This is a genomic window from Streptomyces sp. MZ04 (assembly GCF_004684775.1).
Taxonomy (GTDB): Bacteria; Actinomycetota; Actinomycetes; order Streptomycetales; family Streptomycetaceae; genus Streptomyces.
This window is the reverse complement of sequence record NZ_SRIC01000206.1, coordinates 1-15,265: the sequence shown is the minus strand read 5'-3', so window position 1 is coordinate 15,265 and position 15,265 is coordinate 1. Positions and strand designations below refer to the sequence as shown.

At 72.5% G+C, this 15,265-nt stretch carries 13 protein-coding genes; 9 read left to right on the top strand and 4 right to left on the bottom strand.

The annotated features are described in order from the left end of the window. The coding region (locus tag E2651_RS31145; RefSeq protein ID WP_135334594.1) for a DNA-formamidopyrimidine glycosylase family protein at positions 1-582 on the bottom strand (582 nt) is incomplete at its 3' end. Positions 583-644: 62 nt separating this feature from the next. Further along, complete coding sequence (locus tag E2651_RS31140) at positions 645-5,333, bottom strand: ATP-dependent helicase (RefSeq protein WP_135334593.1); 4,689 nt, start codon at positions 5,331-5,333, stop codon at positions 645-647. 92 nt (positions 5,334-5,425) lie between these two features. Between E2651_RS31140 and E2651_RS31135 the strand changes: the two genes are divergently transcribed. The 4 genes from E2651_RS31135 to E2651_RS31120 all read left to right on the top strand — a co-directional run bounded on the left by E2651_RS31135 (position 5,426) and on the right by E2651_RS31120 (position 8,684). Further along, positions 5,426-6,304, top strand: coding sequence for an AraC family transcriptional regulator (locus tag E2651_RS31135; protein ID WP_135334592.1), 879 nt, complete (start codon positions 5,426-5,428; stop codon positions 6,302-6,304). Next, the gene (locus E2651_RS31130; protein WP_245239350.1) at positions 6,289-7,098 is read left to right on the top strand and encodes an AzlC family ABC transporter permease; all 810 of its coding nucleotides are present in this window, start codon (positions 6,289-6,291) and stop codon (positions 7,096-7,098) included. Before E2651_RS31135 ends, E2651_RS31130 begins: the two co-directional genes overlap by 16 nt. Then, positions 7,095-7,403 carry an AzlD domain-containing protein gene (locus E2651_RS31125; protein ID WP_135334591.1) on the top strand — a complete coding sequence of 103 codons (309 nt, stop codon included), beginning with the start codon at positions 7,095-7,097 and terminating at the stop codon, positions 7,401-7,403. The genes E2651_RS31130 and E2651_RS31125 overlap by 4 nt, the downstream gene beginning before the upstream one ends. Before the next feature lie 81 nt (positions 7,404-7,484). Continuing rightward, complete coding sequence (locus E2651_RS31120) at positions 7,485-8,684, top strand: helix-turn-helix domain-containing protein (protein WP_135334590.1); 1,200 nt, start codon at positions 7,485-7,487, stop codon at positions 8,682-8,684. Here E2651_RS31120 and E2651_RS31115 read toward each other — a convergent pair. Beyond that, on the bottom strand, positions 8,655-9,605 hold the full coding sequence (locus tag E2651_RS31115; protein ID WP_135334589.1) for a hypothetical protein: 951 nt from the start codon (positions 9,603-9,605) through the stop codon (positions 8,655-8,657). The two genes, E2651_RS31120 and E2651_RS31115, sit on opposite strands and share 30 nt — an antisense overlap. Before the next feature lie 79 nt (positions 9,606-9,684). Here E2651_RS31115 and E2651_RS31110 point away from each other — a divergent pair, with 79 nt between their 5' ends. Next, on the top strand, positions 9,685-9,879 hold the full coding sequence (locus tag E2651_RS31110) for a DUF3046 domain-containing protein (protein ID WP_135334588.1): 195 nt from the start codon (positions 9,685-9,687) through the stop codon (positions 9,877-9,879). Between the two features lie 103 nt (positions 9,880-9,982). Continuing rightward, a complete protein-coding gene (locus E2651_RS31105) occupies positions 9,983-11,275 on the top strand; it encodes an AI-2E family transporter (protein ID WP_135334587.1) in 1,293 nt (430 codons plus the stop codon). Between the two features lie 36 nt (positions 11,276-11,311). On the opposite strand, the gene E2651_RS31100 is transcribed toward E2651_RS31105, so the two are convergent. Then, a complete protein-coding gene (locus E2651_RS31100) occupies positions 11,312-12,094 on the bottom strand; it encodes a hypothetical protein (protein WP_135334586.1) in 783 nt (260 codons plus the stop codon). Positions 12,095-12,514: 420 nt separating this feature from the next. Between E2651_RS31100 and recA the strand changes: the two genes are divergently transcribed. The 3 genes from recA to E2651_RS31085 form a co-directional block, all read left to right on the top strand. Beyond that, positions 12,515-13,639, top strand: coding sequence for a recombinase RecA (recA, locus tag E2651_RS31095; protein ID WP_135334585.1), 1,125 nt, complete (start codon positions 12,515-12,517; stop codon positions 13,637-13,639). 3 nt (positions 13,640-13,642) lie between these two features. Then, positions 13,643-14,407 carry a recombination regulator RecX gene (gene recX, locus E2651_RS31090; protein ID WP_135334584.1) on the top strand — a complete coding sequence of 255 codons (765 nt, stop codon included), beginning with the start codon at positions 13,643-13,645 and terminating at the stop codon, positions 14,405-14,407. 191 nt (positions 14,408-14,598) lie between these two features. Further along, positions 14,599-15,265 (top strand): helix-turn-helix domain-containing protein (locus tag E2651_RS31085; RefSeq protein WP_135334583.1); only part of this gene is annotated, 667 nt, incomplete at its 3' end.

Here is a 15,265-nt window from a genome sequence, read left to right as displayed (position 1 = left end):
GAGGCGGGAGGCCTTGTCGGCGGGGAGCTCGCCGATGGGCAGCCACGGGGTGGCGCCGATGAGGAAGCAGAGCTCGCTCTTGTAGATGTTGCCGATGCCCGCGAGATTGCGCTGGTCGAGCAGGGCTTCGCCGAGGGCGCGCTCCGGGGCGGCGAGGAGGTTGCGCAGGGCCTGTTCGGAGTCCCAGTCGGGGCCCAGGAGATCGGGGCCGAGGTGACCCACCACCTTGTGCTCGTCGGCGGTGCGGAGCAGTTCGAGTACGGGCAGCCGATAGCCGACGGCGGTGCGCTCGGCGGTGCCGATGATGGCCCGGATCTGGTGACCGGGGCCGCCGCTCCAGCGCTCGCCGGGTGCGTACACCCGCCAGGAGCCGTCCATGCGGAGGTGCGAGTGCAGGGTGAGACCGCCTTCGAAGCGGGTCAGGAGGTGCTTGCCGCGCGGGGTCACGTCCAGGACGGTGCGCCCGGTGAGGTCGACGGTCGCGAGCTTCGGCACGCGAAGGTCGGAGCGCGTGACGGCCTGCCCGGCGAGGGCGGTGTGCAGACGCCGGGCCGCCTGGTGGACGGAGTCTCCTTCGGGCATGGGTCAAGGGTGGCATGTGGGGGCGGCGGAGCTGGTGTCCGTGCGGGGTGGTTGCACGGCCGCTAAGCGCGTAGGCGCAGGCCCCGGGGTGTGGCGTGGAAGCCGGATCCTTCCAGGAGGGGGGCGAAGGGGGAGGTCAGGGCGGCTGCCCCGTTGATGCGCTCGACCGTGACCGTGCCCAGTGAGCCCGCTTTGGCCGCGCCGGCGAGCGCCTCCGTGGCCGGGCGCAGGCGGGGGTCCTCGCTGGGGGGCGTGTCGTCCGGGGTCGAGGGCCAGGCCAGCAGGGTCTTGCCGCCGCGCTCCATGTAGAGGGTCAGCTCGCCGTCGACCAGGACTACGAGGGAGCCTGCCTTACGGCCCGGTTTGTGGCCCGCGTCTGTGGGCGGCTCGGGCCAGGGCAGCGCGGCCCCGTAGGCGTTCGCCGGGTCGGCGGCGGCGAGGACGACCGCCTGGGATTCGGAGGCGCGCGGGGCGTAACCCATGGAGGAGGATGAACTGTCCGCGCGGTCGCGGGCGTTGGCCGTGGCGCGCAGCCGGTCCACCGCGCCGTCCATCGCGAACTGCGCGGCGCCGAGCCCCTCGACGACATAGCCGCGCCGCGCCTGCCCGCTGTCCTCGAAGGCCGACAGAACGCGGTACGTCGCCGAGAAGCCGCCCTCGACGCCTTCGGCCGCGACCGCGCCGCGGGTCACCACCCCGTGCCGGTCCAGGAGGGTGCGGGCCAGGGCGTGGGCGCGGAGGGTGGGGTCCGGTTCGCGGGCTGGGAGCAGCGACCAGCGGCCCGCGACGGTCGGCGGGCCCGTGCGGGACGCGGGGCGGGCGGCGGCCGTCAGCGTGCCGTAGCGCCCGCGCGGGATCGTGCGCTTGGCGCGGTGGGCCGTGGAACCCGCCGTGCGGCCTGAGCCGAGGAGCGCGCGCATCGGGGCGAGCGTGTCGTTCGTGAGCCGCCCGGACCAGGCCAGGTCCCAGATCGTGTCGGCCAGTTGGGGATCGGGGACGTCGGGGTGGGTGGTGGCGCGGACCTGGTCGGCGATCTGCCGGAAGAAGAGGCCGTAGCCCCCGGAGAGGGTGTTCAGGACGGATTCGTGGAGCGCGGTGAGCTCCAGGGGGTGCGGCGGCGGCAGGAGCAGGGGTGCGGCGTCGGCCAGGTACAGGGAGACCCAGCCGTCCTTGCCGGGCAGCGCGCCCGCCCCGGCCCACACCACCTCTCCGGTGGTGGTGAGTTCGTCGAGCATGGCCGGGCCGTACCCCGCGACCCGGGAGGGCAGGACGAGCTTCTCGAGCGCGGACGCGGGGACCGTCGCCCCCTGCAACTGCTCGACGGCACGCACCAGGCCGTCGACGCCGCGCAGTCCGTGACCGCTCAAGTGCTGCCACTGGGGCAGGAACTGGGCGAGCGCGGACGGCGGCACCGGCTCCAGTTCGTGCCGCAGAGCGGCCAGGGAGCGGCGGCGCAGTCGGCGCAGGACGGTTGCGTCGCACCACTCCTGGCCGATGCCCGCCGGATGGAACTCTCCTTGTACGACACGTCCGTTGGCGGTGAGCCGCTGCAACGCCCCCTCCGTGACCGCCGCGCCGAGGCCGAACCGGGCGGCGGCTGTCGCCGAGGTGAAGGGGCCGTGCGTGCGCGCGTATCGGGCGATGAGGTCGCCCAGGGGGTCCTTGACGGGCTCGGTGAACGCCTCGGGGACGCCGACCGGCAGCGCCGTGCCGAGCGCGTCGCGCAGCCGGCCCGCGTCCTCGATGGCCGCCCAGTGGTCGGCTCCGGCGATCCGGACGCGGATCGCGCGGCGGGCCGATGCCAGCTCCTCGGCCCACTCCGGCTCGGCCCCGCGCTCGGCCAACTCGGCGGCGGTGAGCGGCCCGAGGAGACGCAGCAGGTCGGCGACGCCTTCGGCGTCCTTGACGCGGCGGTCCTCTGTGCGCCACTGGAGCTCCTGCTCCAGCTCGGCCAACACCTCCGCGTCGAGCAGCTCCCGCAGCTCGGCCTGGCCGAGCAGCTCGGCGAGCAGCCGCGAGTCCAGGGACAGGGCCGCCGCGCGCCGCTCGGCGAGCGGCGAGTCGCCCTCGTACAGGAACTGCGCCACATATCCGAACAGCAGTGAGCGGGCGAACGGGGAGGGTTCGGGCGTGGTGACTTCCACGAGCCGGACCTTGCGGGACTCGATGTCGCCCATCAGCTCCGTGAGGCCCGGTACGTCGAAGACGTCCTGGAGGCATTCCCTGACCGCTTCGAGGACGATCGGGAACGACCCGAACTCGCTGGCCACCTGGAGCAGTTGCGCGGCACGCTGGCGCTGCTGCCACAGCGGGGTGCGCTTGCCGGGGCTGCGGCGCGGAAGGAGCAGCGCGCGGGCCGCGCACTCGCGGAAGCGGGAGGCGAACAGGGCCGATCCGCCCACCTGGTCGGTGACGAGCTGATTGACCTCGCCCTTGTCGAAGGCGACGTCACCGGCCCCTACGGGTGCCTGCTCGGCGTCGTACTCCAGATGCCCGCCGGAGGGCTCCTGGTCGAGCAGGTCGAGGCCCATCAGGTCGGCGTCCGGCAGGCGCAGGACGATGCCGTCGTCGGCGTGCATCACCTGGGCGTCCATGCCGTACCGCTCGCTGAGCCGGGAGCCGAGGGCGAGCGCCCAGGGCGCGTGCACCTGCGCGCCGAACGGGGAGTGCACGACGACCCGCCAGTCGCCCAGCTCGTCCCGGAACCGCTCGACCACGATCGTGCGGTCGTCCGGGATGTGGCCGCAGGCCTCACGCTGCTCGGCCAGGTACGTCTGGACGTTGTCGGCCGCCCAGTCGTCGAGCCCCGCGGCGAGCAGCCGCACGCGCGCGTCCTCGCGCGACAGCGAGCCGACCTCCCGGAGGAACGCGCCCACCGCACGGCCCAGTTCGAGCGGGCGGCCCAGCTGGTCACCCTTCCAGAAGGGGAGCCGGCCGGGGACGCCCGGGGCGGGGGAGACCAGGACGCGGTCGCGGGTGATGTCCTCGATGCGCCAGGAGCTGGTGCCGAGGGTGAACACGTCGCCGATACGGGATTCGTAGACCATCTCCTCGTCCAGCTCGCCGACCCGGCCGCCGCCCTTCTTGGGGTCGGCTCCGGCGAGGAAGACTCCGAAGAGGCCACGGTCGGGAATCGTGCCCCCGGAGGTGACCGCGAGGCGCTGCGCGCCCGGCCGTCCGGTGACGGTGCCCGCGACGCGGTCCCACACCACGCGCGGACGCAACTCCGCGAAGGCGTCCGACGGATACCGCCCCGCGAGCATGTCCAGGACGGCCGTGAACGCCGACTCCGGGAGCGAGGCGAAGGAGGCCGCACGGCGGACCAGGGCCAGCAGGTCGTCGACCTGCCAGGTGTCCAGGGCGACCGTCGCGACCAGCTGCTGCGCCAGGACGTCCAGGGGGTTGGCCGGGATGCGCAGCGACTCGATGGAGCCGGTCCGCATCCGCTCCGTGACCACGGCGGCCTGCACCAGGTCCCCTCGGTACTTGGGGAAGACGACGCCGGTGGAGACCGCGCCCACCTGGTGTCCGGCACGGCCGACGCGCTGCAGTCCGGAGGCGACGGAGGGCGGCGACTCGACCTGGACCACCAGGTCGACCGCGCCCATGTCGATGCCGAGCTCCAGGCTGGACGTGGCGACGACGGCCGGCAGACGGCCCGCCTTCAGGTCCTCCTCGACCTGGGCGCGCTGCTCCTTGGACACCGAACCGTGGTGGGCACGGGCGAGGACCGGAGGGGCGCCCTTGGCCGCGCCGGACTCGGCCATCAGCTCGGCGGGGGAGTGGTCCTCGGGGAGCGTCTCGCCCGTCGCACGTTCGTACGCGATCTCGTTGAGCCGGTTGCACAGGCGCTCCGCGAGGCGGCGGGAGTTGGCGAAGACGATCGTCGAGCGATGTGCCTGGACGAGGTCGGTGATGCGCTCCTCGACATGCGGCCAGATCGAGGGCCGCTCGGCGGCCTGGTCCGAGTCTGCGACCGGGGATCCGCCCAGCTCCCCGAGATCCTCGACCGGCACGACCACGGAGAGGTCGAACTCCTTGCCGGACGGCGGCTGGACGATCTCCACCCTGCGTTGCGGGGACAGATAGCGCGCCACCTCGTCCACCGGACGGACCGTCGCCGACAGGCCGATGCGGCGGGCGGGCCTGGGCAGCAGCTCGTCCAGCCGCTCCAGGGAGAGCGCGAGGTGCGCTCCGCGCTTGGTGCCCGCGACCGCGTGGACCTCGTCCAAGATCACCGTCTCGATGCCCGTCAGCGCGTCCCGCGCGGCGGACGTGAGCATCAGGAAGAGCGACTCGGGTGTGGTGATCAGGATGTCCGGCGGGCGCGTGGACAGCGCGCGGCGCTCGGCGGGCGGGGTGTCGCCCGAGCGGATGCCGACCCGCACCTCGGGCTCGGGCAGGCCCAGGCGCACCGACTCTTGCCGGATACCGGTCAGCGGGCTGCGCAGATTGCGCTCCACATCGACCGCGAGGGCCTTCAGCGGTGACACGTACAGCACGCGGCAGCGCTTCTTCGGGTCGGCGGGCGGCGGGGTCGACGCCAGCTGGTCGAGGGCGGCGAGGAACGCGGCCAGCGTCTTGCCGGATCCGGTCGGCGCGACCACCAGCACGTCCGAGCCCTCTCCGATGGCCCGCCACGCCCCGGCCTGCGCGGACGTGGGCGCGGAGAAGGCCCCCGTGAACCAGCCGCTGGTAGCGGGGGAGAACCCATCGAGGGCGCTGTGGGTACTGGATGCGGACCTGACCATGACCCCATCGTGCACCCCGCCACTGACAACGGCGCCGACCTGCGGAAAAGGGCTTACAAAAGGGCTTGCGCGGCTGTCGCAGAATGGGAGTCATGGCAGCTTCGGCGGAGCAGGCACGGCACTGGCGGTACGCGGAGCTGCCCGGGGTCGATCTGCTGCGGGCCCGCTATGTCCGCAAGACCTTCGTGCGGCACACCCACGAGCACTTCGTGATCGCCGCGATCGCCGAGGGCGTCGACGTCTTCCACCACGGCGGCGCCGACCAGCACGCGGGGCCGGGGACCCTCGCCCTGATCAACCCGGACACCATGCACACGGGCCGGGCCGGTGTGCCCGAGGGCTGGCGGTACGGCGCGGTCTATCCCTCGCCGGAGCTGGTCGCCGAGATCGCCGGGGAGACGACGGCCATCCGGGGCGCGCCCGGCTTCATCCGCCCTGTGCTCGACGATCCATACACCGTCGCTCTCGTGCACCGAGTGCTCCGCGCGGCGGAGGAGGGCAACGCGCTCGCCGCCGACACCCTGCTGCGGGTGGCCGTGACGCGGCTGCTCCGGCTGAACGGCGGCCGTCTGCCGCAGCGCGCCGTGCGGACGGCCGGGGCCAGGACAGCGGCACGCGCGCGTGCCGTCCTGGAGGAGCGTCTGGTCGACCCGCCGAGCCTGGAGCGGCTCGCCACCGACCTCGGAGCCGGCCCCTTCGCCCTGCTGCGGGCCTTCCGTGACGTGTACGGCATGCCGCCGCACGCGTGGCTCACGGACGCGCGCGTCAGGCGTGCACGTGCCCTCCTGGACGCGGGAACGGCACCCGCCGAAGCGGCCGTCGCGGTGGGGTTCACCGACCAGCCGCACCTCAACCGGCACTTCACCCGGATCGTCGGGGTGCCGCCGGGGGCGTACCAGCGGGAGCGCAAGAACGTACAAGACCCGGAATCGGCCATCCCCGTAGCGTCCGGGACGTGGCAGAACAGATAACCCCTGCGGACATCCGCGCCAAGGGACCAGCGGACGCAGCGGCAGGCAGACCAGCAGACCAACCGGCAGGCGAACCAGCACCGGAGAAGCCGGACTCCGCGGTCGTCCGCGACGCCCTCGGTGTCGGCGTCGCCGTCGGACTCTCCGGCTTCGCCTTCGGCGTCACCTCGGCCGGCAGCGGCCTCACCGTGCTGCAGACCTGCGCGCTCAGCCTGCTGGTCTTCACCGGGGCCTCGCAGTTCGCGCTGGTCGGTGCGCTCGCGGGCGGCGGGAACCCCTTCACGGCCGCCGCGGGGGCCTTCTTCCTGGGCGTACGCAACGCCTTCTACGGACTGCGTCTTTCCCAGCTGCTCGCCCTCCCGCGCGTGCTGCGGCCCTTCGCCGCCCACTGGGTGATCGACGAGACCACGGCCGTCTCCCTGGCGCAGCCCACGCGGCGCGCGGCCCGCATCGGCTTCACGGTGACGGGGCTCAGCCTCTACGTGCTCTGGAACCTCACCACGCTCCTCGGCGCCCTCGGTGCCGAAGCCATCGGGGACACCGACGCGTGGGGGCTCGACGCCGCGGGACCCGCGGTCTTCCTGGCACTGCTCGCGCCGATGCTGCGGACGACTACGGAGCGCGCCGTCGGGGCCGTAGCGGTCGTCCTCGGGCTCGGGCTGCTGCCCGTGCTGCCCGCCGGCGTTCCTGTCCTCGTGGCCGCTCTCGCGGTCCCGGCCGTCCTCTACGTAGAGGGACGCAAGGCCCGTGAAAGCCACCGGGCTCATGACAACGAGGCGGGGGAGGACCGTTGAACATCTGGATCGCCATCGGCGTGACCTTCGTCGGCTGCTACCTCGTCAAGCTCGCGGGGCTGCTCGTGCCCGCCGGCGCCCTGGAGCGGCCGCTGGTCAGGCGCATGGCCGCCCTGCTGCCCGTGGCCCTGCTGGCGGCGCTCACGGCCCAGCAGGCCTTCGCGGACGGCCGGGTGCTGGTCCTGGACGCCAAGGCGGCAGGGCTCGCGGCGGCGGCCGTGGCGCTGCTGCTGCGCGCGCCGTTCCTGGTCGTCATCGCGGCCGCCGTGGCCGTCACGGCGGGGCTGCGGGCGCTGACGGGCTGACCACCGAGGCCGTCGGGACGGTTCAAAGGTCCCGTGGGTAATGTGACGCGTCACATCGGCGGCCCCTGGAGAGGAGAGACCGTGGCGCTGTCCTCCGAAGCCCGGTCCCTCGCGGCGCGATGCGAGCCCCGGGTCAACGAACTGGCCCGCCGGATGGCCCGCGCGTCGTTCGAGGAGCTGCCGGGCTATGCCGAGCTCCCGGACGACGTGAAGGACCTGGAGATAGCCGCGACCGCCCGCCACGGTGTGCGTCTCTTCCTGCACCGCGTCAACGATCGGCCCGGCAGCCACCGGGTCTTCCGGGAGCGGGCCGCGCAGCGCGCCGAGGAGGGCATGCCGCTGCACCTGCTGCTGCGTACGCACGCCCTGGGCGTCTACGTCCTGTGGCAGGCGCTGCGCGACGTGGCGCGTCCCGGCGAGGGAGCCGCCCTGGTCGAACTCGTGGACGTGCTCCTGCAGTCGCACCCGGCCATCGTCGGGGCCGTGGCCGAGACCTACCTGGACGAGCGCTCGGCCCTGGAGGCCGAGCAGCGCGCCCAGCGGAGTTCCCTGGTGCGTCGCCTGCTCGACGGGATGGTGCCGCCCGGCCATGTGCTCCTCGAGCAGCTGCGCCTCGCGGGGCCCCTGCTGGTCCTCGCGGTCGGCTTCGACGCGGCGCCCAAGGAGGGACCCGTCGCGGCACGGCGGCGGCTGCGGCGCGTGCAGACGGCCCTGGACCACGCCTTCGAGACGGAGGTGCTCGCGCTGCTCGACGCCGACGGCGGCCGGGTCGTCGTCCCCAGGGAATGCCTGCCCCCGGAGGATCTGCCGCGCCGCCTGAGCAAGGCCTGTGAGCTTCCGGTGCGGGTGGCGGCGGTGGACGCGGCGGGGCCCGAAGCCGTGACCGTCGCGGCCCGAACCGCGACGGAGATACTGCGCATCACGCGCGCGTGCGGGATGCCCCCGGGACTGCACCGCATGGACGACGTCCTGCTCGAGTACCACCTCTCCCGCCGCAACGAGAGCAGCCACCTCATCTCCGCGCTGCTCGACCCGGTCGCCGACCGCCCCGAGCTCATGGAGACGCTGCGGGTCCACCTCGCCCATCAGCAGGAGCGCAGGGCCACCGCCGCCGCCCTCGGCCTGCACCCCAACACCGTCGACAACCGGCTCGCGAAGATCGGCGAACGGACGGGCATCGACCTGTCGGCACCGCGCGGCACGGCCCTGGCCATCGCCGCGCTGCTGCTGCGTGAGGCCGAGAGCGTCCCGTCAGCCGATGGACCGCCCGTACGCCCGTAGCGTGCGCAGCGCATCGATGGTGACCATGGGACGTGCCTCCAAGGCGGTGCCCGGCGCCCACTGGCGCCAGCGGATGGGCCAGCCGCCGTCGTCCTGCTGCTCCTGCTCGAGGTGGACCAGGGCGAGCTCCATCTCCTCGTCCGTGAACCACGCGCGCGCGAGCGACTCGGGCACCTTCGCGTAGTCGTACGCGAAGTGGTGCTCACCCGGTGCGTAGCCCGGAGCGACCGGGTACGCGTCGAGCCGCTCGGGGTCGAGCGCCACCAGGCGCTGCTCCCGGGCGAGCCTGCCGAGCCGGTCGGCGGCCGCCTCCGCGCGCGGGCGGTCCGGTGCCCCGTCCAGGAAGGCGACGGCCGCCTGGATCTCGTACGGATGTGACTTCTCGAGCGACTCGACGGCGGCCCAGCAGAAGTCGGTCGCCCGGAACAGCCAGGCGTGCCACACCTCGTTGCGGTGCAGCAGGCCCACCACGGGACCGGTGGCGAGGAGCTCGCTCGGCGGGTCGTCCACGATGGGCACGAACGGCGCGCACGGATAGCCGCGCTGGCTGGGATGGACCGCCGGAAGGGCGCCGTCCGGCGTGGACACCGAGGTCAGATAGCGGCACACGCGCTCCACGCGCTGCCCGCCGCAGCGCCGGATCGAGTCGAGGACGCGCAGCGCGTGCCCGGTGTGCAGGGGCTGGCTGACGGGGCCGCGCAGATCGGGCTCGAGCGCGTGGCCGTACCCGCCGTCCTCGTTGCCGTAGGCGGCCAGGGCGGTCTCGACGGCGTCGGCGAGCGGGTCGGCCCCGCCCGAGCCGCTCAGGAAGTGGTAGGCGAACCGCCGCTGCTCCAGTACGCGCGCGGTGAGCCAGACGAAGTGCTCGGCGCGTGCGACCGGTGAGGGCGCGGCGGGCGGGGAAGCTCCGGTTTCGGCCATGCACCGACCGTAGGCCGGTAAGCGCCTTCGGGAAGCCCCCTGCGTCCGGCTGCACTCTCTAGGGCGCGATACTGGGGTCATGCGGTTGACGGTGTTCTGGGAGCGGATGGCCGACCACTTCGGGGCGGGGTACGCCGACTCCTTCGCGCGTGATCATGTGATGGCGGAGCTCGGCGGGCGCACCGTCCATCAGGCGCTGGACGCGGGCTGGGAGGCCAAGGACGTCTGGCGCGCGGTGTGCGCGGCGATGGACGTACCGGCTGAAATGCGCTGACCCCGGACTCCTCATCGCCTTGCGACAGCCGTCACGAGCGCTCTAAAGGGCGAAGACATGGGGGCGGCGGCTGATTGTCGGCGGCGTGGGCGAGACTTGCACCGTGGCATCGACAGACGAGACCGCGCAGGTCACTCAGGACGCAGCTCCGCTCGGCACGGCGCCGCCCGCACAGCACCCGAACGGGGCCGAGGCCGGGCGCGGCGCCAGCATGCCGCGCTGGCTGCCGCGTGCCATGGTGCTCGCCCTCGCGCTCTTCGCCTGCTTCCAGCTGGGCAGTTGGGCCTTCCACCAGCTGACCGGGCTGCTGATCAACATCCTGATCGCGTTCTTCCTGGCGCTCGCGGTCGAGCCCGCGGTGAGCTGGATGGCCGCGCGCGGGCTGCGCAGGGGCTTCGCCACCTTCCTGGTCTTCCTCGGCGTCCTGATCGCGGGCGCGGGGTTCATCACACTCATGGGCTCGATGCTCGCGGGCCAGATCGTGGACATGGTCGAGGACTTCCCCGACTACCTCGACAAGGTCATCTCCTGGATCAACCAGACGTTCCACACGGACCTGTCCCGCGTCGAGATCCAGGACAGCCTGGTCCACTCCGACTGGCTCCAGAAGTACGTGCAGAACAGTGCGAGCGGCGTCCTGGACGTGTCGGCGCAGGTTCTGGGGGGCCTCTTCCAGCTCCTGACGGTCCTGCTGTTCTCGTTCTACTTCGCGGCCGACGGACCTCGGCTGCGGCGCGCGCTGTGCTCGGTGCTGCCGCCGGCCAAGCAGGCCGAGGTGTTGCGCGCCTGGGAGATCGCGGTCGACAAGACCGGCGGCTATCTCTACTCGCGCGGCCTGATGGCGCTGATCTCCGGGATCGCGCACTACATCCTGCTGCAGGCCCTGGGCGTGCCGTACGCGCCCGTGCTGGCGGTGTGGGTGGGCCTGGTCTCGCAGTTCATCCCCACCATCGGCACGTATCTGGCGGGCGCCCTGCCGATGCTGATCGCCTTCACCGTCGATCCCTGGTACGCGCTCTGGGTGCTGATCTTCGTAGTGGTCTACCAGCAGTTCGAGAACTACGTACTGCAGCCCAAGCTCACCGCCAAGAGCGTGGACATCCACCCGGCGGTCGCCTTCGGGTCCGTCATCGCGGGCACGGCACTCCTCGGCGCGGTCGGCGCGTTGATCTCCATCCCGGCGGTCGCGACGCTGCAGGCCTTCCTGGGGGCGTACGTGAAGCGGTACGACGTCACGGACGATCCGCGCGTCCACGGACACCGGCGAAGGGGCGGAGCGCCCCTCCTGGCGCGCATGCGGCGTGCCCTGCGCGGGCCGAACGAGCCGGGGGCGGCGTCGGAGGCGGAGGAGGAAGCGGGACCGGTCCCGCAGGCGACTCCGGACGAGCGTCAGTAGGCGAAGGGCGACCCTAAGTAGGCGAAAGGGCGACCGTCAGTAGGTGAAGACCGCCCAGATCCCGGCGCCGAGAACGGCCGCCACGTAGCAGCCGACGGCCGCCGTCATCACCCGCTGCCGCGTCCGCTCGCTCCAAGAGGTGCGGGACATCAGCCAGGCCAGGGCGGGCAGGATCAGGACGGCGTGCAGGCTCACTCCGTGCAGCGGCTTGAGCGCCGCCGTGGAGTGGTACGCCGACTCCTGGTGGCCGGTCCGGGTCAGGAACACCCCGCGCGCGATCATCGCGGCGCCCGACGCGAGGGCGACGAGCAGGACGGCGAAGCCGGCCCGGAGCGCGAGAGCCATCCCCGGGGGCCCGGTGGGGCGGTGCCTGAAGGCGACGATCGCGAACGCCGACAGCAGGACGACGAGGATGCCGCCGCCCACCGCGAGGGACATGGACACCGCGGAGTCGAAGCCGGTCTCCATGTTGAGATGCGAGGGCACCTTGCGCCACGCCTGAAGCGTGATCCCGCCGACCTCCAGGACGCAGTCCGCGGCGAACAGGACGAGCAGCACGGTCCGGGTACGGGCCTCGATGCGCAGATACGACGTCACCCAGGCGACAGCGATCAGGGTCAGGCCGAAGGAGAGCCCGAAGGTGACGGGCTTGCGCCAGGAGACGGGTCCCTCCCAGGGGCCGCCGTCGACCGCGAAGACCAGCAGGTGGGCGAGGCCCGAGAGGATCAGGACGGTGCCGATCGCGCAGCTGACGCGCTCGGCCGGGCGCGCCGAGCGCCACAGGGCGGGGAGGGGAGACGTCCCGGTACGGCTTTCCATGAGGCCAAGCCTGGTGGGGAGCCGGCCACCGGTCGTCGTACGGCCGAAGGCACTGGCCGTACGCCCGGGGGAGTAGCTCCGCGGGCAGCGGCCCGGAGAGACGGGGCGCTGAGTGGGCCGTCGGACGGCCCGACGTGGGGGCCGGGCGGCGGATGCACGCCCGTCGAGCCGACCTGATCCGTACCCTCGGTGGTACAGCGTGGTGCGCTTGACACCAAAATCGAACATCCATTCTTATAGGGTGTCTGGCGGCGTTTTCCCGGGGATTTCGCGGGGGGATGCCCGGAGCTCCGGCCGGTTTCGGCGGGGCGATCGCCTCGAGTTATCCACAGGCTGGACGGCCGTCGGGGCGGATTGTCAGTGGCAGGCGTTAGCGTCTTTGACGTGAAGCGATCGACACAAGCAAATCGGGTGGAACCCATGGCAGGAACCGACCGCGAGAAGGCGCTGGACGCCGCGCTCGCACAGATTGAACGGCAGTTCGGCAAGGGCGCGGTCATGCGCATGGGCGAGCGGCCGAACGACCCCATCGAGGTGATCCCCACCGGGTCGACCGCGCTCGACGTCGCGCTCGGTGTCGGCGGCATCCCGCGCGGCCGTGTGGTGGAGGTGTACGGACCGGAGTCCTCCGGTAAGACGACGCTGACGCTGCACGCCGTGGCCAACGCACAGCGCGCGGGCGGTGCCGTCGCGTTCGTGGACGCCGAGCACGCCCTCGACCCCGAGTACGCGAAGAAGCTCGGCGTCGACATCGACAACCTGATCCTGTCCCAGCCGGACAACGGCGAGCAGGCTCTGGAAATCGTCGACATGCTGGTCCGCTCCGGCGCACTCGACCTGATCGTCATCGACTCCGTCGCGGCCCTGGTGCCGCGCGCGGAGATCGAGGGCGAGATGGGCGACTCGCACGTGGGTCTGCAGGCCCGCCTGATGAGCCAGGCCCTCCGGAAGATCACCAGCGCGCTCAACCAGTCCAAGACCACCGCGATCTTCATCAACCAGCTCCGCGAGAAGATCGGCGTGATGTTCGGCTCCCCGGAGACCACGACCGGTGGCCGGGCGCTGAAGTTCTACGCCTCGGTGCGGCTCGACATCCGCCGCATCGAGACCCTCAAGGACGGCACCGACGCGGTCGGCAACCGCACTCGCGTCAAGGTCGTCAAGAACAAGGTCGCGCCGCCCTTCAAGCAGGCCGAGTTCGACATCCTCTACGGCCAGGGCATCAGCCGCGAGGGCGGCCTGATCGATATGGGTGTTGAGCACGGCTTCGTCCGCAAGGCCGGCGCCTGGTACACGTACGAGGGCGACCAGCTCGGCCAGGGCAAGGAGAACGCCCGTAACTTCCTGAAGGACAACCCCGATCTCGCCAACGAGATCGAGAAGAAGATCAAGGAGAAGCTGGGCGTCGGTGTGAAGCCGAAGCCCGAGGAGCCGGCCGCCGAGCCGGGCAAGGACGCGGCGGGCGCGGCCGATGACGCCGCCAAGACGGTGCCCGCACCGGCGGCGAAGGCCACCAAGCCCAAGGCCGCAGCGGCCAAGAGCTAGCCCGTGACGCGGCGAACCGACTGGGCGGAGCACACCGTCCCCGAGCATCACACCGCCCCCGCGGGCCAGGGTTTCGCGGACGGTGCGGATCAGAGCGGCGTCGGCCAGGGTGGTGCGGGCACCGGCTCGCGCGGCGGCGGCAGGAGCGGCGGCCGTCGTCGTCGGCGAGGCGGCTTCGGTGACGGCCGGGACGACAGCCGGGGCGACGGTCAACAGGACAGCGGCCTCCCTTCCTCGTCGAGGGCCGAGAAGGGGGAGTCGCCGACGGGGGATCCGGCTGAGCGGGCGCGGGCGATCTGTCTGCGCCTGCTCACCGGAACGCCGCGTACGCGCAAGCAGCTCGCGGACGCCCTGCGCAAGCGGGAGATCCCCGAGGACGTGGCGGACGAAGTGCTGACCCGTTTCGAAGAGGTCGGGCTGATCAACGACGGTGCCTTCGCGGGCGCGTGGGTGGAGTCCCGGCATCACGGCCGGGGCCTGGCCCGGCGGGCGCTCGCGCAGGAGCTGCGGACGAAGGGCGTGGACGCCACGCTGATCGAGGAGGCCGTCGGACAGCTCGACTCGGAACAGGAGGAGGCGACCGCACGCGAGCTGGTCGCCCGCAAGCTCCGCTCCACGCGAGGCCTCGACCGCGACAAGCGGCTGCGCAGGCTCGCGGGCATGCTCGCCCGCAAGGGCTACGCGGAAGGCCTCGCGCTGAGGATCGTCCGGCAGGCCCTGGAGGAAGAGGGCGAGGACACGGAAGACCTCGGGTACGACGGGGGCTGAGAGCGACCAGGGCCCTCGCGGGGGTGGGGCCCAGGTCAGGGCCGGGCGACGCGGTGCGAACAGCGGGCCCGGCCCTTTCTCGTACGCGCCCTCAACTCGCCTGCTGCACCTGCGGGGTGGGGTTAACCCCCCACTGAAGACGCCGGTCCACCGCACTGCACAGTTCCCTGTGCACAGGGAACTGTGTACGCATGGCAAAGGAACCCGGCACAACCGGCGCCGCCCCCGAGCGCAGGTCAGCAACCACCTCCCCCGAGCGCACGCCAGCAGCCGCCGCCCCGGAGGAGTTAAGCGACCTCCGCGTGCTCAAAGCACTCGCGCAGCCTCGGCGGCAGCAGATGTTGCAGCACCTCACCGTGCACGGTCCTGCCACCTCCGCGACGCTCGCCAGGGCCCTTGGCCTCAACACCGGGGCCACCAGCTACCACCTGCGTGAACTCGCCCGCTATGGCTTCGTCGAGGAGACCGAGGGCGCCGGCCACGGCCGTGAACGCTGGTGGCGCGCGATCCCCGGCGACCGGCGCTTTCCGCCGCGCAGCAGGCAGAACGCCGAGACGCGGCTCGTCATGGACGAGTTGAACCACCTCTCGTACGCCGCCGACCTGGAGCTCTTCGAGCAGTTGCAGCGGGACCGCGGCCCCGAACTCGGCGAGTGGGCCGACGCGTTTCCGTACTCGCGCGGCACGATCCGGCTGACCCTCCCCGAACTCCGCGAGTTCTTCGAGGAGTTCATCGCCCTGCTCAACCGCTACAAGCGCCCCGACGCCGAGACGCCGGCCGACGCGCGCACCGTGCTCACCCGGCTCCTGGCCTTCCCGGCACCCGAACCCCCGGGCGAGCCCGCCCACCCCTCCGCAC

Coding starts and splice junctions, on each gene's coding strand:
- E2651_RS31140 (WP_135334593.1), bottom strand. CDS start 5,333: ATGGTCAGGTCCGCATCCAGTACCCACAGCGCCCTCGATGGGTTCTCC.
- E2651_RS31135 (WP_135334592.1), top strand. CDS start 5,426: ATGGCAGCTTCGGCGGAGCAGGCACGGCACTGGCGGTACGCGGAGCTG.
- E2651_RS31115 (WP_135334589.1), bottom strand. CDS start 9,605: ATGGCCGAAACCGGAGCTTCCCCGCCCGCCGCGCCCTCACCGGTCGCA.
- E2651_RS31110 (WP_135334588.1), top strand. CDS start 9,685: ATGCGGTTGACGGTGTTCTGGGAGCGGATGGCCGACCACTTCGGGGCG.
- E2651_RS31100 (WP_135334586.1), bottom strand. CDS start 12,094: ATGGAAAGCCGTACCGGGACGTCTCCCCTCCCCGCCCTGTGGCGCTCG.
- recA (WP_135334585.1), top strand. CDS start 12,515: ATGGCAGGAACCGACCGCGAGAAGGCGCTGGACGCCGCGCTCGCACAG.